The organism is Methylopila henanensis (assembly GCF_042681025.1).
Lineage (GTDB): Bacteria > Pseudomonadota > Alphaproteobacteria > Rhizobiales > Methylopilaceae > Methylopila > Methylopila henanensis.
The window spans coordinates 107578-126119 of the sequence record NZ_JBHUER010000010.1 but is presented as its reverse complement, the minus strand read 5'-3'; the positions used below and the strand labels follow the sequence as shown (position 1 = coordinate 126119).

At 68.5% G+C, this 18542-nt stretch carries 16 protein-coding genes; 7 read left to right on the top strand and 9 right to left on the bottom strand.

Annotation, left to right across the window (positions count from 1 at the left end):
* Positions 1-29 precede the first annotated feature (29 nt).
* Entirely contained in the window at positions 30-686 is a 657-nt protein-coding gene (fsa, locus tag ACFSCV_RS13670) for a fructose-6-phosphate aldolase (RefSeq protein ID WP_378800132.1), read from the bottom strand.
* 211 nt (positions 687-897) lie between these two features.
* On the opposite strand from fsa, the gene ACFSCV_RS13665 reads away from it, so the two are divergent.
* From ACFSCV_RS13665 to ACFSCV_RS13635, 7 genes are all read left to right on the top strand, one after another.
* The gene (locus ACFSCV_RS13665; protein WP_378800131.1) at positions 898-3072 is read left to right on the top strand and encodes a primosomal protein N'; all 2175 of its coding nucleotides are present in this window, start codon (positions 898-900) and stop codon (positions 3070-3072) included.
* 319 nt (positions 3073-3391) lie between these two features.
* Positions 3392-3952 carry a F0F1 ATP synthase subunit delta gene (locus ACFSCV_RS13660; RefSeq protein WP_378800130.1) on the top strand — a complete coding sequence of 187 codons (561 nt, stop codon included), beginning with the start codon at positions 3392-3394 and terminating at the stop codon, positions 3950-3952.
* Positions 3952-5481, top strand: coding sequence for a F0F1 ATP synthase subunit alpha (atpA, locus tag ACFSCV_RS13655; RefSeq protein WP_378800129.1), 1530 nt, complete (start codon positions 3952-3954; stop codon positions 5479-5481). Before ACFSCV_RS13660 ends, atpA begins: the two co-directional genes overlap by 1 nt.
* A 30-nt stretch (positions 5482-5511) precedes the next feature.
* On the top strand, positions 5512-6396 hold the full coding sequence (locus tag ACFSCV_RS13650) for a F0F1 ATP synthase subunit gamma (RefSeq protein WP_378800128.1): 885 nt from the start codon (positions 5512-5514) through the stop codon (positions 6394-6396).
* Between the two features lie 25 nt (positions 6397-6421).
* Positions 6422-7837, top strand: a complete 1416-nt coding sequence (atpD, locus tag ACFSCV_RS13645; protein ID WP_378800127.1) for a F0F1 ATP synthase subunit beta — start codon at positions 6422-6424, stop codon at positions 7835-7837.
* 100 nt (positions 7838-7937) lie between these two features.
* Entirely contained in the window at positions 7938-8186 is a 249-nt protein-coding gene (locus ACFSCV_RS13640; protein ID WP_271198925.1) for a hypothetical protein, read from the top strand.
* A gap of 28 nt (positions 8187-8214) precedes the next feature.
* Positions 8215-8616: a F0F1 ATP synthase subunit epsilon gene (locus ACFSCV_RS13635; protein ID WP_378800126.1), complete on the top strand. Its 402-nt coding sequence runs from the start codon at positions 8215-8217 to the stop codon at positions 8614-8616.
* Positions 8617-8668: 52 nt separating this feature from the next.
* Here the strand turns inward: ACFSCV_RS13635 and ACFSCV_RS13630 are convergent, their stop codons facing one another.
* The 8 genes from ACFSCV_RS13630 to ACFSCV_RS13595 all read right to left on the bottom strand — a co-directional run bounded on the left by ACFSCV_RS13630 (position 8669) and on the right by ACFSCV_RS13595 (position 18283).
* Positions 8669-10105 carry a pyridoxal phosphate-dependent decarboxylase family protein gene (locus tag ACFSCV_RS13630; protein ID WP_378800125.1) on the bottom strand — a complete coding sequence of 479 codons (1437 nt, stop codon included), beginning with the start codon at positions 10103-10105 and terminating at the stop codon, positions 8669-8671.
* 22 nt (positions 10106-10127) lie between these two features.
* Positions 10128-11462 carry a hemolysin family protein gene (locus ACFSCV_RS13625; protein ID WP_378800124.1) on the bottom strand — a complete coding sequence of 445 codons (1335 nt, stop codon included), beginning with the start codon at positions 11460-11462 and terminating at the stop codon, positions 10128-10130.
* 205 nt (positions 11463-11667) lie between these two features.
* Positions 11668-12507, bottom strand: coding sequence for a TorF family putative porin (locus tag ACFSCV_RS13620; RefSeq protein ID WP_378800123.1), 840 nt, complete (start codon positions 12505-12507; stop codon positions 11668-11670).
* A 156-nt stretch (positions 12508-12663) separates the two neighbouring features.
* Positions 12664-13797, bottom strand: a complete 1134-nt coding sequence (locus tag ACFSCV_RS13615; RefSeq protein WP_378800122.1) for an aminomethyl transferase family protein — start codon at positions 13795-13797, stop codon at positions 12664-12666.
* A gap of 126 nt (positions 13798-13923) precedes the next feature.
* Positions 13924-14964, bottom strand: coding sequence for a heme-dependent oxidative N-demethylase family protein (locus ACFSCV_RS13610; RefSeq protein WP_378800121.1), 1041 nt, complete (start codon positions 14962-14964; stop codon positions 13924-13926).
* Between the two features lie 63 nt (positions 14965-15027).
* Positions 15028-15990, bottom strand: coding sequence for a PDR/VanB family oxidoreductase (locus tag ACFSCV_RS13605; RefSeq protein ID WP_378800120.1), 963 nt, complete (start codon positions 15988-15990; stop codon positions 15028-15030).
* Positions 15987-16589: a dimethylamine monooxygenase subunit DmmA family protein gene (locus ACFSCV_RS13600; protein ID WP_378800119.1), complete on the bottom strand. Its 603-nt coding sequence runs from the start codon at positions 16587-16589 to the stop codon at positions 15987-15989. Before ACFSCV_RS13600 ends, ACFSCV_RS13605 begins: the two co-directional genes overlap by 4 nt.
* Before the next feature lie 71 nt (positions 16590-16660).
* Positions 16661-18283: an APC family permease gene (locus ACFSCV_RS13595; RefSeq protein ID WP_378800118.1), complete on the bottom strand. Its 1623-nt coding sequence runs from the start codon at positions 18281-18283 to the stop codon at positions 16661-16663.
* Positions 18284-18542: the final 259 nt, after the last annotated feature.

Genomic DNA, 18542 nt, shown 5'->3' with positions numbered 1-18542 from the left:
GGATCGGGCTTCGGTTCGCGTGAACCGCGTCACTCTATGGTCTGGCCGGTCTGCTTCCAGTCCGCCACGAACTGCTCCAGCCCCTTGTCGGTCAGCGGGTGCTTCACGAGGCCCTTGATCACCGCCGGCGGAATGGTGGCGACGTCAGCGCCGGCCATGGCGGCGAGCTTCACGTGATTGCCGTTGCGGAGCGAGGCCGCCAGGATCTCGGTGCCGAGCTCCGGGAAGTTGTCGTAGATCGTGCGGATTTCCTGGATCAGCTCCATGCCGTCGAGGCCGATGTCGTCGAGCCGGCCGACGAAGGGCGAGATGAAGGTCGCGCCGGCCTTCGCCGCCAGCAGCGCCTGCGCCGCGCTGAAGCACAGCGTGACATTGACCATCGTGCCCTCGTCGCTCAGCGTCTTGCAAGCGCGCAGGCCGTCCCACGTGAGCGGCACCTTCACCGTGACGTTCTCGGCGATCTCCGCGAGAATGCGGCCCTCGCGCATCATGCCCTCGTAATCGGTCGAGGCCACTTCGGCGGAAACCGGGCCGTCGACCACCTCGCAGATGTCGGCGATGATCTCCTTGAACGGGCGGTTCGCCTTCAGCACCAGCGACGGATTGGTGGTGACGCCGTCGAGCAGGCCGGTGGCGGCGAGGTCGCGGATTTCGTTGATGTCCGCGGTGTCGACGAAGAACTTCATTGTGAAAACCCTCTGGCGAATAAGGCGCGCGGGGCGCGGCGCGAAGCTGTCGTCCCTCAAGTGGAGCAGCAGGCGAGGAGACGCAAGCCGTATCGGAGGGAGAGACCTGCGCGTCCGGCGCATGCGGCGGAGCGCGCGGCTTGACGTTCGCGGGTCGATGCGCCGAAGAGGCGGGGGCTGACCCGTAACGCTCCGTGAGACCGCTCCCGCGATGTCGCCGCCTTCCGCCGTCGAGGTGCTGCTGCCGGTCGCTCTCGACCGCGCGCTGACCTACGCCGTGCCGGAGGGGCTCGTCGTCGCGCCCGGCGACGTCGTGCTGGCCCCGCTCGGCAGCCGGATCGAGATCGGCGTGGTGTGGGACGGCGCGCCCGCGGCTTTCGATCCCGCGCGGCTGAAGCGCCTGCAGGGCGTCGTCGCGGCGGCGCCGATGCGCGAGCCGATGCGCCGCTTCGTGGACTGGATCGCGGACTACACGGTCAGCCCCCGCGGCCAGGTGCTGCGGATGGCGCTCCGGGGTTTAGGCGTCGACACGCCCGCCGCCGCGCCGAAGATGGGCGTGCGCGCGGCCGGCCGCGCTCCGGCCCGCCCGACGCCTGCGCGCCTGCGGGTGCTCGACGTCGCGGCCGACGGCGTTCCCCGCGCGAAGTCCGCCCTGGCGGAGGAGGCGGGCGTCTCGGCCAGCGTGATCGACGGCCTGCTCGCCGACGGCGCGCTGGTCGCGGCCGAGCTGCCGCCTCCGCCGCCTCCGCCGCGGCCGGACCCGTATCGCCCAGGGCCGAAGCTCTCGACGGGACAGGCGTCGGCGGCCGAGGCGCTCGCGGCGCTGACGCTCGCGCGCCGGTTCCACGTCGCCCTGCTCGACGGCGTCACGGGCTCCGGCAAGACCGAGGTCTATCTCGAAGCTGTGGCCGCCGCGCTGAAGGCCGGCCGTCAGGCGCTCGTGATGGCGCCGGAGATCGCGCTGACGGGCGCCTTCATAGACCGCTTCAGCGCCCGTTTCGGCGTGCGCCCGGCGGTGTGGCACGCGAGCGTCGGCGAGAAGGCGCGCGGCGCGATCCGCCGCGGGGTCGCGAGCGGGGAGATTCCCGCCGTGGTGGCGGCGCGCTCCGGGCTCTTCCTGCCGTTCGCGGATCTCGGCCTGATCGTCGTCGACGAGGAGCACGACGCCGCCTACAAGCAGGAGGACGGCGTCCTCTACAACGCCCGCGACATGGCGGTGCTGCGCGGGCGGTTCGAGCAGGCGCCGGTGATTCTGGCCTCCGCCACCCCCTCGCTCGAAAGCCGCGCCAACGCCGAACGCGGTCGCTACGCCCGCCTCGCGCTGCCGGATCGATTCGGCGGCCGGACCCTGCCCGAGGTGTCCGCGATCGACATGCGCTCCGCCGGTCCCGACCGCGGCGACTGGCTGAGCCCCAGGCTGGTCCACGCCATGGCGGAGACGCTTCGGGCCGGCGACCAGACGCTGCTGTTCCTCAACCGCCGGGGCTACGCCCCGCTGACGGTGTGCCGCAAATGCGGCCACCGGCTGAAATGCCCGAACTGTTCGGCCTGGATGGTGGAGCACCGCTTCCGGGCGCGGCTCGTCTGCCACCATTGCGGCCACACCGGGCCGACGCCGGAGTCCTGCCCCTCCTGCGGCGCGACGGATTCGCTCGTCGCCTGCGGGCCGGGGGTGGAGCGCATCCGCGACGAGGCGGTCGCCCGCTTCCCCGACGCCCGCGTCAGCGTGCTGTCGAGCGACGTCGTCGGCGGCCCGGAGGCCCTGCGCGCCGAGCTCGACGCGATCGAGCGGGGCGAGGTCGACATCGTCGTCGGCACCCAGATGGTCACGAAGGGGCACAATTTCCCAAAGCTCACGCTGGTCGGAATCGTCGACGCCGACTTCGCGCTCGGCGCGGCCGACCCGCGCTCGGCGGAGCGCACCTTCCAGACGCTGGAGCAGGTCGCGGGCCGCGCCGGTCGCGGCGAGCGGCCGGGGAGGGCGCTGCTCCAGACGCACGAGCCGGAGCATCCCGTCATCCGCGCGCTGGTCGCCGGCGACCGGGAAGGCTTCTACGCGCTCGAGACCAAAGCGCGGAAGGCGGCCGGCATGCCGCCGTTCGGCCGGCTCGCCGCCCTGATCGTCTCCGCGCCGACCCGGGAGGAGGCGGACGCCCACGCCCGAGCGTTGGCGCGCGCCGCTCCGAAGGCAGACGGGCTAAGAGTGCTGGGCCCCGCCGAGGCGCCGCTCGCCATGGTGCGGGGGCGTCACCGCATGCGCCTGCTCGTCCAGGCCGACCGGGCCGCGGACGTGCCCGCCTATGTCCGGAGCTGGCTCGGCGCGGCCCCGAGGCCGAAAGGGCAGGTCCGGGTGGCCGTCGACATCGACCCCCAGAGCTTCGTCTGAGGCGGCGGCCGCGTCGGCCTCTCGGACGCGTGATCGGCGGTGTGACATCGTGTCGACTCCGAGACTTATGCTTAAGGCGTGACAGCGCTCGCGAAGTGGCCAGGCAAGGCTTTGAAACAAAAGGGGTTTCTCTCCGTCGCCACATGGGCGCCACGATGTTGCGCGGTCGGTGCAGCCGTGTTAGTCAACCGCCGTTTCGTGGGGTCAACACCCCGCAGACGTGTCGTGTCGAGCCGAGAAAAAACATCGGCTTTTCCGGGAGGTACGGAGCGTTCGCTCCGGTTTCAGCCCTAGGCTCCAACCAGCGAGAGAACGCTCGGTGGCAGGTAAAGACACCATCGTGTCCGGAATGGCGGGGCGCTACGCGTCCGCCTTGTTTGACCTCGCCCAGGAGGCGGGCCAGATCGACGCCGTGGCGTCCGATCTCAAGACGGTGAGCGCGCTGCTCGACGAGAGCGAGGATCTGCGCCGCCTCGTCCGCAGCCCGGTGTTCTCCGCCGACGAGCAGGAGAAGGCGATCGCCGCGGTGCTGGCGCGGGCCGGCGTCGGCGGCTTGGTCGCCAACTTCGTCCGGCTCGTGGCGCGCAACCGTCGCCTGTTCGCCATCGAGGCGATGATCAAGGGCTTCCACGCCCTCGCCGCCGCCGCGCGCGGCGCCGTCACAGCCGAAGTCACCGTGGCCGAGCCGCTGAGCGACTCGCGCCGGGCGTCGCTGTCGCAGGCGCTCGCGGCCGTGACCGGCAAGACGGTCGATTTCGACGTCAAGGTCGACCCCAAGATTCTCGGCGGTCTGATCGTGCGGCTCGGCAGCCGCATGGTCGACGCGTCGCTCAAGACCAAGCTCAACGCCATTAAACTCGCCATGAAAGAGGTCGGCTGATGGACATTCGCGCCGCCGAAATCACCGCGATCCTGAAGGATCAGATCCAGAACTTCGGCCAGGAAGCTGAAGTTTCCGAGGTGGGCCAGGTTCTCTCCATCGGCGACGGCATCGCCCGCGTCTACGGCCTCGACAACGTCCAGTACGGCGAGATGGTCGAGTTCCCGGGCGGCGTCCGCGGCATGGCGCTCAACCTCGAGAACGACAGCGTCGGCGTGGTCGTGTTCGGCTCCGACCGCGGCATCGCCGAGGGCGACACCGTCAAGCGCACCGGCGCGATCGTGGACGTACCGGTCGGCAAGGGCCTGCTCGGCCGCGTGGTCGACGCGCTCGGCAACCCGATCGACGGCAAGGGCCCGATCGTTTCCGAGCAGCGCGCCCGCGTCGACGTGAAGGCGCCGGGCATCATCCCGCGCAAGTCCGTGCACGAGCCGATGCAGACCGGCATCAAGTCGATCGACGCGCTCATCCCGGTCGGCCGCGGCCAGCGCGAGCTGATCATCGGCGACCGCCAGACCGGCAAGACCGCGATCGCGCTCGACACGATCCTGAACCAGAAGCCGATCAACGCCTCGGGCGATGAGAAGCAGAAGCTCTACTGCGTATATGTGGCCGTCGGCCAGAAGCGCTCCACCGTCGCGCAGTTCGTGAAGGTGCTCGAGGAGCAGGGCGCTCTCGAGTACTCGATCATTATCGCGGCGACCGCCTCCGATCCGGCCCCGATGCAGTTCCTGGCCCCGTTCGCCGGCTGCGCCATGGGCGAGTACTTCCGTGACAACGGCATGCACGCGCTGATCGTCTATGACGATCTGTCCAAGCAGGCCGTGGCCTACCGCCAGATGTCGCTGCTGCTGCGTCGTCCGCCCGGCCGCGAGGCCTACCCGGGCGACGTGTTCTACCTGCACTCCCGTCTGCTCGAGCGCGCCGCGAAGCTCAACGACGACAACGGCGCCGGCTCGCTGACCGCGCTTCCGGTCATCGAGACGCAGGCGAACGACGTGTCGGCCTACATCCCGACCAACGTCATCTCGATCACCGACGGCCAGATCTTCCTCGAATCCGACCTGTTCTACCAGGGCGTGCGCCCGGCGGTGAACGTCGGCATCTCGGTGTCGCGCGTCGGCTCGTCGGCCCAGATCAAGGCGATGAAGCAGGTCGCCGGCAAGATCAAAGGCGAGCTCGCGCAGTACCGCGAGATGGCGGCCTTCGCGCAGTTCGGCTCCGACCTCGACGCCTCGACCCAGCGCCTGCTGAACCGCGGCGCGCGCCTGACCGAGCTCCTGAAGCAGCCGCAATTCTCGCCGCTGCGCGTGGAGCAGCAGGTGGTGGTGATCTACGCCGGCACCAACGGCTATCTGGACAAGCTCCCGATCGACAAGGTGCGCGGCTTCGAGACCGGCCTGCTCGAGCTGTTCGAGGGCAAGCACAAGGACATCCTCGAGACGATCCGCACCTCCAGGGAGCTTTCCAAGGAGACGACCGAGAAGCTGAAGAGCGCGCTCGACGCGTTCGCGGCCTCCTACTCGTAAGCGGATCGCCAGAGGAGTCCGGGCCACGTCATGGCGAGCCTCAAGGAGCTACGCAATCGCATCGCCTCGGTGAAGGCGACGCAGAAGATCACCAAGGCCATGCAGATGGTCGCGGCGGCCAAGCTCCGCCGCGCCCAGAGCGCGGCCGAGGCGGCGCGTCCCTATGCCGAGCGCATGGAGCGTGTGCTCGCCAATCTCGGCGAAAGCCTCAAGAACTCTCCCGAGGCGCCGCTGCTGCTGTCGGGCACGGGCTCCGACAAGCGCCACCTGTTCGTGGTGGCGACCGCCGAGCGCGGCCTCTGCGGCGGCTTCAACGGCTCGATCGTCCGTCTGGCCCGTCTCAAGGCGGAGAAGCTGCTGGCCGAGGGCAAAGAGGTCCAGTTCCTCACCATCGGCAAGAAGGGCGCGGAGCTGCTGCGCCGCAACTACGGTGGTCTGATCCGCGAGCGCATCGAGTTTCCGGCGAACAAGGCTCCGTCTTTCGCGTCCGCGGATGAGATCGCGAAGAAGGTGCTGGACCTTTACCAGGCCGGCGAGTTCGACGTCGCGACGCTGTTCTACTCGCAGTTCCGCTCGGTGATCAGCCAGATTCCGACCGCCCAGCAGATCGTTCCCGCCGAAATCCCGGCGAGCGACGAGGCCGCCGCGGTGGCCGGCGGCGCGATCTACGAGTACGAGCCGTCCGAAGAGGAAATCCTCGAGGAGCTGCTCCCGAAGAACGTCGCGATCCAGATCTTCAAGGGGCTTCTGGAGAACGCCGCCTCGGAGCAGGGCGCCCGGATGTCCGCCATGGACTCGGCGACCCGTAACGCCGGCGAGATGATCAAGAAGCTGACGCTGAACTACAACCGGACCCGCCAGGCGCAGATCACGAAGGAGCTGATCGAGATCATCTCCGGCGCTGAAGCGCTCTGAAGAATTTCCGACGAGGATTGACACCATGACCGCTCAAGTCGGCCGCATCACCCAGGTCATCGGCGCCGTCGTCGACGTCCGCTTCGACGGCCATCTGCCCGAAATCCTGAACGCGCTCGAGACCAAGAACAACGACGCGCGTCTCGTGCTCGAAGTCGCCCAGCATCTCGGCGAGTCGACGGTCCGCACCATCGCGATGGACTCGACCGAAGGTCTCGTCCGCGGGCAGCAGGTGACCGACACCGGCGAGCCGATCGCGGTGCCGGTCGGCGCCGGCACGCTCGGCCGCATCCTGAACGTCATCGGCGAGCCGATCGACGAGGCCGGCCCTGTCGCCAACGAGGGCACCCGCCCGATCCACGCGCCGGCTCCGTCCTACGCCGAGCAGTCGACCGAAACCGAGATCCTCGTCACCGGCATCAAGGTCGTCGACCTGCTCGCGCCTTATTCCAAGGGCGGCAAGGTCGGCCTGTTCGGCGGCGCGGGCGTCGGCAAGACCGTGCTGATCCAGGAGCTGATCAACAACGTCGCGAAGGCCCACGGCGGCTACTCGGTGTTCGCCGGCGTCGGCGAGCGCACCCGCGAGGGCAACGACCTCTACCACGAGTTCATCGAGTCCGGCGTGAACAAGCAGGGCGGCGGCGAAGGCTCTAAGTGCGCCCTCGTGTTCGGCCAGATGAACGAGCCGCCCGGCGCCCGCGCCCGCGTCGCGCTCTCGGGCCTGACCATCGCGGAGCACTTCCGCGACCAGGGCCAGGACGTGCTGTTCTTCGTCGACAACATCTTCCGCTTCACGCAGGCGGGCTCGGAAGTGTCGGCGCTGCTCGGCCGCATCCCCTCGGCGGTGGGCTATCAGCCGACGCTCGCCACCGACATGGGCGCGCTGCAGGAGCGCATCACCACCACCACCAAGGGCTCGATCACCTCGGTGCAGGCGATCTACGTGCCGGCGGACGACCTGACCGACCCGGCCCCGGCCGCGTCCTTCGCCCATCTCGACGCCACGACGGTTCTGAACCGCTCGATCGCCGAAAAGGGCATCTACCCGGCGGTGGACCCGCTCGACTCGACCTCGCGCATCCTGTCGGCGCAGATCATCGGCGACGAGCACTACTCGACCGCCCGCCGCGTCCAGGAGACGCTGCAGCGCTACAAGTCGCTGCAGGACATCATCGCGATCCTGGGCATGGACGAGCTCTCGGAAGAGGACAAGCTGACGGTCGCGCGCGCCCGCAAGATCGAGCGCTTCCTCAGCCAGCCGTTCCACGTCGCCGAGGTGTTCACCGGCTTCCCCGGCAAGTTCGTCGAGCTCGCGGACACCATCAAGGGCTTCAAGGGACTGGTCGAAGGCAAGTACGACGACCTGCCGGAGGCGGCCTTCTACATGGTCGGCACGATCGAGGAAGCGGTCGAGAAGGCCAAGAAGCTCGCCGAGGGCTGATCCCCACAGGCTTCTCCCTTCGCCGGGCTGCCCGGCGAAGGGGCGGGCCCTATATCGCGGGATGCGGCCCCGAGGGCCGGCTCAAGCGAGGTAGGGTTCCATGAACGGCAAGGTCGTGTTTCTTCTGATCGGTCTCGTGGTCGGCGGTCTCGCCGGCTGGCTGACCCGGCCGCAGGCGGCGGAAGTGAGCTTCCTCGGCCTCAAGGTCGAGGTGCAGGGCGATCAGGCGGCCGCGCCCGACGACCGGACGCTGACGTCCGGTCAGGCGCAGCATGTGGGCGTGAGCGCCGTGATCGGCGCGCTGCTCGGTTTCGGCATAGGCTTCGTCGCCGACCGCCGCCGCGGGTGACCGCCGAAAGGTTTGAGAGAACGGAACGATGGACAGCTTCCCCTTCGAACTGGTGTCGCCGGAAAAGCTCCTCATCTCCGAGGAGGTGCAGCATGTGGTGGTGCCGGGCGTCGAGGGCGAGTTCGGCGTGCTGGCGCATCACGCGCCGTTCATGTCGGTGCTGAAGCCGGGCGTCGTGAAGGTCTACAAGACCGAAGGCGGCGAGCCGCAGAAGCTGTTCGTCCGCGGCGGCTTCGCGGACGTCAACCCGAAGGGGCTGACGATCCTCGCCGACGACGCGATTCCGCTGGAGCAGCTCGACGTCTCCCACATCGACGACCTGATCAAGGACGCCCGGGAAGATGTCGCCGAGGCGACCTCCGACGAGGCGGCGTTGAAGGCGCAGCTCCGCCTGTCGCACCTGCTGCAGGTCAAGGCGGTCGAAGGCTGACGGCCGGCCCTCATCGCTGGAACTGACGAAAGCCGGGTCCGCCCGGCTTTTTTCATGGGCGTAGCGCGGCGAGCTCCTGACGCGCGCAGGCGTCCAGTCGCCGCACCGTCTCCTCGATGTCGGCGACCGTGGTTTCAGGGTGGATCGCGCAGATGCGGAGCGCGACGCGGCCGCCGATCCGCGTGGCTCCCACGGCGGCGTAGCCCTCGGCCAGAAGCCGCCGCGCGGCCGCCTCGGTGACGGCGTCCGCCCCCGCGTCGTCCAGGCCCGCCGGAGCGAAGCGGAAGGTCACGATGGCGCATTGCGCCGGCGTCGCGACCATCCAGTCTGGCGTCGCGCGCAGAGCGCGCTCGGCCGCCTCCGCGAGACGGAAGCCGTGGCCGATCGCTCCGGCGACCGCGTCGAGCCCCATGACCCGCAGCGTCATCCAGAGCTTCAGCGCCCGCGCCGGCCGCGTGAGTTCGGGGCCGAGATCCCAAAAATTGGTCGCGCCGTCGTCCGGCGTGGCGTCGCGCAGGTAGTCCGGGCCGGCGTGGAAGCTGTCGAACAGGCGCGCGCGGTCGCGCACGAGCACCAGGCCGCAGCCATAGGTCTGGAACAGCCATTTGTGGGCGTCCCAGGACAGGCTGTCCGCGCGCTCCAGCCCCGCAAGCAGGGCGCGCCGTTCGGGACAGAGCGCGATCGACGCGCCATAGGCGCCGTCCACATGCAGCCACAGGCGCTCCGCGGCGCAGACGTCGGCGATGTCGTGCAGCGGGTCGATCGCGCCGCAGTTGGTCGAGCCGGCCGTCGCGACCACGGCGAACGGCTTCAGGCCCGCCCGCCGGTCGGCCGCGATCATGCCGACGAGCGCGCCGGCGTCCATGCGCAGGTCCGCGTCGACCGGCGCTCGCCGGATGCGCGAGCCCGCGACGCCGCTGATCCGCAGCGCCTTGGCGACGGACGAATGGGTCTCCGAGGAGATGTAGGCCACGCCCAAATGGCGGTCGTCGTCGCCAAGCGTGGCGTCGCGCGCCGCGACCAACGCGGTGAGGTTGGCCATGGAGCCGCCGGAGACGAACAGCCCGCCCGCGTCGTCCGGCAGGCCGGCGGCGTCCGCGAACCAGCGCACCAGCGCCGCCTCGACGGCCGCGGGGCCTTCGGCCTGCGGCCAGGCGCCGGCATGGGGGTTCGCGATCGCGGTCAGGGCCTCGCCGATCCAGGAAGCCGGCGACACCGGGCTCGGGATGAAGGCGAAGAAGCGGGGGTGATCGGTGCGCGCGCGCTGGTCGAGCAGGGCGACGAGGTCGGCGGCGGCCTCGCCGAGCGACTGTCCCGTCGCGGGCAGGCCGCCGCCGGCGAGCCGCGCGATCAGATCCTGCGACCTGTCCCGTCGGACGGGTTCGTCCGACCGCCCGGCGACGCGCCGCCGCATTTCGCTCGCGACGAGGGCGAGAGCCTCGTCGAGCGCCGTGGGCGACAGCTCCGGACGCTGGGGCCGGTCGAACACGGCGCTTCGGGGGTCTTCGGACTCAGACGCCGACGCCGGCGGGCGACGAGCCCGCCTCGGCGCCGCCGCGCGGCCGGAACATCAGCTTGTCCACGCGCGGGCCGTCCATATCGATGACTTCGATGATCCAGCCGCCCATCTCGACGGTGTCGCCCTCGACCGGGATGCGGCCGAGTTCGGCGATCACCAGACCGGCCGCAGTGTGGAACTCGCCCTGATCCTCGGCGGGAATGGTGAAGGCGAAGGTGTCAGTGACGGCGTCGAGCGGCGCCCGGCCGTCGACCATGTAGCTGCCGTCCTCACGGCGGCGGATGTCCTGGTCCTCGGCGGTCTCGTGCTCCTCCGGCAGCACGCCGGCGATCGCGCCCAGCACGTCGTGCGAGGTGACGATGCCTTCGAAGCCGCCGAACTCGTCGACCACGAAGGCGGTCGAGGAGGGCTGGCTCTTGAACAGCTCGAGCAGGCTGAGCGCCGAGGCGCCCTCCGGCACATAGAGCGGGTCCCGGATCGCGGAGGCGACCTCGAACGTCGCGCCGGAGATCAGCGTCGAGAGCACGTCCTTCTTGTGCAAGATGCCGACGGGATCGTCGATCGAGCCGTCCTTGCCGACGACGACGCGGGAGAACGGGCTTTCCGCAAGCTCGGTCTTGATGGTCTCGAGATCGTCGGTGATGTCGACCCAGAACACGTCGCGCCGGGGCGTCATGATCGAGCGCACCGGGCGGTCGGCGAGGCCGAGCACGCCTTCGATCATCTTGCGCTCGACCGGCTCGATCGACCCCGCTGCGACGCCTTCGGCGATCACGCTGCGGACCTCCTCCTCTGTGACGTTGCTGCCGTCCTGCTCCTTGATGCGCAGCAGCTTGAGGATCAGCGTCGAGGACGCGCCGAGAACGACGACGAAGGGCTTGCCGACGATGGCCAGCAGAGAGAGCGGCCCGGATACGAACGAGGCGATCGCCTCGGGGTCGGCGAGCGCGATCCGCTTCGGCACGAGCTCGCCCAGGATCAGCGAGAGGTAGCCGATGCCGAACACCACGACGCCGCTCGCGACCGGGCGCACATAGTCGTCGAGCGGCGTCGTGGCCGCGAGCAGCTGCGCGAGCGGCTCGGCGAGCGCCGCCTCGCCGACCACGCCGGTCAGGATCGCGATAAGGGTGATGCCGATCTGGACCGACGACAGGAAGCTGCCGGGGTCGTCGGAAAGCACGATGGCCCGCGCCGCGCCCTTGCTGCCGCCGTCGGCGAGCATCTTGAGGCGGGGGCGTCGCGACGACACGATCGCGAGCTCGGACATGGCGAAGAAGCCGTTCAGGAGGACGAGTCCCACGAGAACGGCGATTTCGAAGATGGGCATGAAGTTTCCGGAGGGAGGTGGAAGGCGCGCCACGCGCGCTTTTCACGGTCAGTATAGGGCTAAACCGCGCCCCCGTCATGACGGCTGCGTCATCGACGCCCTCGCGGCCTGGCGCCCCCGAACGCCGGCGTCATTCACGCAGCAAAAACCCCGCGCCTTGCGGCGCGGGGTTCAAGCAGTTCGGCGCTTGGCCGGACGTTCGGACTTACTTCAGCTTGCTGAAGGCGGTGTCGAACGAGAGGCTGAGCATGTAGCGGTCGCCGCAGACCCAGCGGGCGCCGTTGTTGATGGCGCACTCGGTCCGGGACAGGTCGCTGTCGGAGTAGCGGAACTCGACGGTGGCGGCCTTGTAGGTGGCGCCGACGCCGACGTTCCAGGTCAGGTAGTCCTCGAGCTGGACGCGGCCGTACTTGGCGGCGGTCTTGCCGATCCACTGCTTGCCGAGCTCGCCCGACACGTAGAACGAGGTCTCCGGCAGCACGTCGACCGGGATGTTGACCTTGGCGATCGCGGACAGGTAGGTCGCGTCAGCGCCCGTGTTCACGAAGTCGCTGGTCCAGTAGATGTTACCGGTGATCGACCCGAGGTCGCCGAACGCGTAGCTCGGCTTGGCGTAGATCTCCCAGTAGTCAAGCTGGAAGCGCTTCGGGCCTTCTTCGCCCGGGTAGTAGTAGTACAGGCCGCCGACGTCGAGGGTGAAGGCGTCCCAGGTGTGGCGCAGGCCGGCGTAGAGGTCGACCTCGGCCGACGGATCGGTCACGAAGCCGTTGACGCTCGACGACCAGATGCCGGCGTAGAACCAGTCATAGGCCTGGAACTCGGCGTAGCCCTGAACGGCCGGATCGCCCTTGCTCTGCGTCACGCCACGGAACACGTAGTCGGTCGTGAACTTGACGCCGAAAGCGACGTCGATCGGCGAGGGAGCCGCCTCAATGATGGCGGCCTCAGGCGCAGCCAGGTCCGCCGCGGACGCGACGCCAGCTGCCGACACGATGGCCGCGGCGGAAACCAGCGTCCCGAATGCAAACCCCGTTGCTTTAATCATCTCTTAATTCCCCGAATCCCGTGAAACGTCAGGCGGTTGCTAGTCAAAATCACGGAACGACCCTGTTAAGTCTAGCCTGATTTTTGTGCGACGCACCCGTTGTCAAAGTTAGATGCTTTTTCGCAACAGTTTTGCGTCGCGCTTGTTGTTTAGCGTTCAGCGCTCGTCCAGCGGATGCGTTCGCAGCCGGTGCGGATCGTAAAACGGCGTCCGAACCACATGAGCCGAAAATGTTCCGGCCGCGGACCTCACCTCAAGCGGCGTTCCTATCGTCTTCAACGCCGGCTCAACATGTGCGAGGGCGATCGATTTCATGAGATGGCGGCTGTAGGTCGTGCTGTTCACGACGCCCACATCTTTGCCGTCTTTGTAGATTTTGGCGCCGGGCTCGATCGCCTCATGGGTGTCGATTTCGATTCCGACCTGCGCCACACGCTCTTTGCCTTTTTTTGAGGCAAGTGCGGCTTTTCCGTGAAAATCGGGCTTGCTCATGTCCACCGTCCAGTCGGCGCCGACCTCCCATGGCGTCGTGTCGCCCTGCGGCATGTCGAAGGGGAAGAACAGCAGCGCGCCTTCCACGCGGACGATGTCGAGGCAGGACCACGAGGCGGGAACCGCGCCGAACGGCTTGCCGGCCTCGAGGATGGCGTCCCACAGGAACGGCGCGTCCTCGGCCGTGCAGAACGCCTCGTAGCCGCGTTCCGCCGAGTAGCCGCCGCGGGCGAGGGAGACCGGCTTGCCGAACAGTTCGGTGCGGGCGTGCTCGAAGTATTTCAGCGTCTTGAGATCGAACGGCGTATGCGGCGCAAGAATATCGAGCGCGAGCGGCCCCTGCAGCGACAGGATGTGCACGTCGTCGTCCTTGGCCCAGGTCGCGTCCGCGCCCTGGAAGAAGCCGTCGATCACGTCCTCGAGGCTGCCGCCGCCATGGCTGAGGCGGAACGTGGTCGGGCCGTCGCGATAGACCAGCACGTCGTCGATCAGGGCGCCGTTCTCGTCGACGATGTTGGAGATGGCGGACTGGCCGGGCTTCAGCTTGTCCACGTCCGTGGTCAGCATGCGGTTGAGGACCTTGACGACCTCGGGGCCGGACACGTCGATGATGCGCAGGCCCGAGACGTCGAACAGGCCGGCCTTCGAACGGACGATCGTCGTCTCCTCATAGGGGTCGGTGGAGTAGTTCTGCGGGATCGGCATGCCGTTCCAGTCGCTGTCGAGCGCGGAGCCCAGCGCCCTGTGCTTGGCGAACAGGGCGTTCTTGCGCGGGAAGTCTTCGGCGGTGGTGGCCATCGTGGCGTTCCTTCCAGGGGAGACGTTGGACGTGCGGCGATCGGGCTCGAACGGCCCTTTGGGCGCGCCGGACGGAAACGTCCGGCGCGAGAGGCGAAGGGGATCAAGGAGGCGCGGCGCCGGCTTTCAGTCCGGGAAGAAGCCCGGCGAGGTCGGGGCGCCGTCGTCGTGCTTGGACAGCCAGTCCACGGTCATCCCGTGGTAGCGCGACAGGCCCTTGTACTCGACGAGTTCGGGCTTGAGGCCGCGCAGCACGCGGTGGAGGCGCCGTCCCCATTTCGGGACGGTGACCAGCTCCTCCATCTTGATCATGTAGGCGCGGATCGAAAACACGATGGCGTTGGAGCGCGGCAGGCGCCACAGGGCCTGCAGCTCCACGCGCAGATGCACCTTGTCGCCCACGTTCTCAGGCGTCACGGTGGTCCGGTCCTTGCCCCACTTGTGGTAGTTCTCCGGGCTGGTGTCGAGCCGCGGATTGATGGTCATGGTCCAGTTCAGCCGGCGCACGGGGCGGCCCTGCTGCAGGTTGAGCAGGAATTTCAGCGCCCGCTCGAACACGCCGAGATCATGGGCGAGCGGCACCGGCGCGTGCCATTCCATGAAGTTCATGCCGATGTCGAAATCGAGCGACCAGTCCGCCTGGGTCGTGACGATGCCGGAGTCCATCCAGAGATTGTCGTGCCGCTGGTCGAGCAAGCAGAAATCGCCCTGGCACTGGCGGGTGACGTACTCCATCGGCGGGTAGGGCAGGGTCGAGACGTCGCCGAAGGTGAAGCTCTGGTCGATGCCGAGCGGCCGGTTGACCCAACGCCAGCGGTCCCCGTCCTTCGTCAGCGTGAAGTGCTCCGGGTAGTTCTTCGCCATGGACTCCATCAGGAGCTCCAGCAGGTCCCATTCCGCGGTGATCATGTGCGGCAGGGACTGGCAGCGCAGCGGGTCTTCCTTCAGCACCAGCGCCCGATCCTGCATCTCGGCGACGTAATGCTCGTCGATGTCGATCGGGAACTCGAACGGCGACTTCGCCGGTCCCGGCATATGCTGCTCAATGTTGACCGCATACATGTACTCGTCCTTGTCGAACGGGAACGGAAAGCGGCGGATCGCCTCCGGGCTGTTCGAGAAGGTGAAGTCGTCGCGGAAGGTTTCCTGCTTGAACTGGATCGTCATCGGGCGTCTCCGTTCAATCTTGGTTTTCGAGGGAGCGAGAAGAGCCGGTCGTCATCGCCGCGCTCACAGGTCCAGCACCAGTTCGCGGCCCTTGAGGCGCGAGACGCAGAGCATGATCTTCGATCCCGAGGCCTTGTCGGCCTCGGTCAGGTAATGGTCGTTGTGGACGAGCTCGCCGTCCGCCTCGACGACGGTCGCCTCGCACTGGCCGCAGGCGCCGCCCCGGCACAGGAACGGCGCGTCGACGCCCGCTTCCTCAAGCGCCTCAAGCAGGCTCTGGTCGCCTCGCACCTCGCAGGTGATGCCGGCCTTCGCGAGCCTGACCGAGAACGGCTCGCCGGTCGGCGGCGCCTGAAAGCGCTCGGAGTGCAGGTTCTCCTCCGGCCAGCCGGCCTCCCGGGCGCCCTCGAGGACCGCCTCGATCATGCCCTCCGGGCCGCAGACGTAGAGATGCGTGCCGAGAGGCTGGTTCGGGAGGATCGCGTCCACCGCCAGAACCTCCTGGCAGTCGTCGCGGTAGAGCTTGAGCTTGTCGCCGTGGCGGGCGCGCAGCTCGTCGACGAAGGCGCCGCTCGCGGCGTTGCGCATGGCGTAGTGGATCTCGTAGTGCGCGTCGGTGCGCCTCAGCTCCTCCGCCATGGCGAAGATCGGCGTGATCCCGATGCCGCCCGCGATCAGCAGGTGCTTGCGCCCGGCATGCGCCAGCGGGAACAGGTTCACCGGCATGGTGATCCGGAGTTCGGTTCCGACCGTGACCTCGTCATGCATGAAGGCGGAGCCGCCGCGCGACTGCGCGACGCGCAGCACGCCGATGCGGTAGCTGGAGCCGTCCGCGGCGCGGTCGATCAGCGAATAGGCGTTGCGGATGACGCGGTCCGCCGCCGGCATCAGCGTCACCACATGCGCGCCGGCCGAAAACGGCGGCAGCGGCGCGCCGTCGATCGGGGCCAGCCGGAAGCGCCGGACGGTCTGGGTCGCCTGCTCGATGTCGACGACGCGGACGGGAATCTCGACGCCGCCGCTCACAGGTAGAGCTCCTCGCGCGCCGGCAGCTCGCCGGGAGCCTCGGCGTCGACGCAGACGCCCTGGAAGGCGCCGAGCCGGCGGGAGAAATGGTCGCGCACGAACAGGTTCAGCCCGCAATGGGAGCAGACGAAGGGGGTTGCGGTCACGTTCTCGGTCATCCCCTTGCAATGGACGCACTGGACGCGTCGCGCGAGCGAGCCGCGGTGCTCGGCGCGGACGGATTGTGGATCGACGCCATAGGTTTGCGCCGAGGCGATCACCTTGCCTATGAAGCCCTCGACGCCCGCGACGTAGATGCGGGTTCCCATGGTCGCGGTCTGCAGGATGACCTCGAGGCGGATCAGCAGCGTCGGCTGCGTTGGCATGAGGTGAAAGCCGTCGAAGCCGAGCGCCGAGAGCTTCGCGCCGTGCTCCTCGCCCGCCGAGCCGCCGGGCGTGTAGAGCAGGGTGGCGCGGGCGACCTCGTCGGGCTGGTCCGCGAAGACGTCGAGCACGGCGAGCGCGCCTTCGCCCTCGGCGGCGATGAGGTGGCGGCGGGCTTTCCCGTCGAGGGACAGGCCCGGATAGATGGGTCTGCTCTTGATGGTGGCGGCTGACATCAGGCGGAACTCTCCGGCGTTCGAAGGAAGCCCCGCCGGCGCGGCTCGGCGCCGCGCCGGCGGGAGGAGCGTTAGAACTGGAACACGGCGTTGGCGATCAGCACCACGGCGACGCCGGCCGCGAGCGTCAGATAGGGCAGCATGCCGGCCTTCTTCGGCATGACGCCGCCGGTGTCGCCGATCTGGAGATCCTCCAGCATTTTCGCCGGGAACCTGCCCTTGTCCTGCACGTAGTGCCGGAAGAAGAACACCGGGACGATGAGCGCCGCGGTGATCAGCCCGGCCCAGAGCGCGTTCGGATTCCAGACCTTCGCGCCCGCCCCCATGAAGACGGCGTTGACGAAGGCGAACACTCCGCCGAGCGCGATGATAAAGGTTGGCGCCCGGTACGGCCGCGCGATGTGGCCGCTGTCGATGCGGTGGATCCAGCCCGCGTTCAGGTTCAGGAAGTTGAAGATGATGTAGCCGCAGTTCGACACCGCGAGGATGAAGAAGAACGACGTCGCGTCGGCGCAGGCGATCGCGAGCAGGACCAGATTGACGCCGAGGTCGGTCCACATGGCGTTGGTCGGCGCGCCGTGGTGGTTGACGTAGGACAGGTACTTCGGCAGCCAGCCGTCGACCGAGCCCTGGTAGAGCGTGCGCGACGAGCCCGCCATCGCGGTCATCAGGCACAGCATCAGCGCGAGGATCATGAGCATGACCAGCGCGTTCTCGATGATCGGGCCGCCGCCGACCATGTGCGCGAGCGCCGCCGCGACGCCGGAGCCGTCGACGATCGGGGTCTCGAGCATGCCGGCGAGGCCCAACTCGCTCTGGAAGGTGAAGGGCACGATCACGAAGATCGCGATGCAGAGCAGCCCCGAGAAGAAGATCGCCTTGAACGTGTCGCGGGCGGGATCCTTGAATTCGCTCGTGTAGCAGATTGCGGTCTCGAAGCCGTAGGTCGACCAGGCGGCGATGAACATGCCGCCGAGCACCAGCGTCCAGCCCGGGATGTTCCACGCGCCGGGCTCCGGCTTGTAGGCTTCCGCCAGTGGCACGAAGGGCTGGAAGTTTGACCAGTTCACGCCATGCTGCAGCAGCGGCGCGACGCCGACGATGACAAGCGGCACGATCACCAGCACGCCGACGACCTTCTGCACCCGGGCGGTGCCCAGGATGCCGCGGTGCTGCACGGCGAAGGTGCCGAGCATCAGCGCCGCGCCGATGAAGAAGGCGGAGTTGAGCGAGAACGACACCGGCCCGAGAGAACCGGAGAAGAGCGTGAAGGTGCGGATCGCGGAGGTCGCGTCCGGCGCGATCGCGGTCAGGATGTAGCCCGCGGCGATCGAGCAGCCGAGGGACAGCACCGGCGACCAGGCGAACCAGTTGCACCACACCGAGAGCGGCGCGATCGGCTTGGCGTAGCGCACCCAGGCGGCCGCGCCGTAGATCGAGGCGCCGCCGGACTTGTTCGGGAACAGCCCCGCGATCTCGGCGTAAACGAAGGACTGCAGGAAGCCCATCATCATGGACGCCGCCCAGATGGCGAAGGCGGGCGTTCCGGTGGTGCCGGCGATGCCGCCGATCGAAAACAGGACCAGCGGCGGCACACCGCTCGCGACCCAGAAGGCGCCTGTCCAGGAAATGCTGCGTCTTAGCTGATGCGAGCCGTCGGCCGAGGCCGCGGTATCCGTGAGAGCGATCGTCATCGTTGTTCCCCGTTCCAGAAACCGCGCGGCCGGTCGGCCGGGCGTTCAGGCGCGCTCCGTGCCGGCCGTCGCCGGGGACGAGCCCGGAGCGGCGTTTGGTTCTGTGCTGGAGCGGGCCGATGAGGTCGCGCGGCGAAGGCCGGAGCGACGCGCTCCGGTCTTCGCCGTTCTGCGTTCGGCAGGGATGACTGCGAGCATCGAGGGTCCCCATCCGTCGTTGCGGACGACCTTCGCGCGACGTCGCGCGACCTCGGCGACG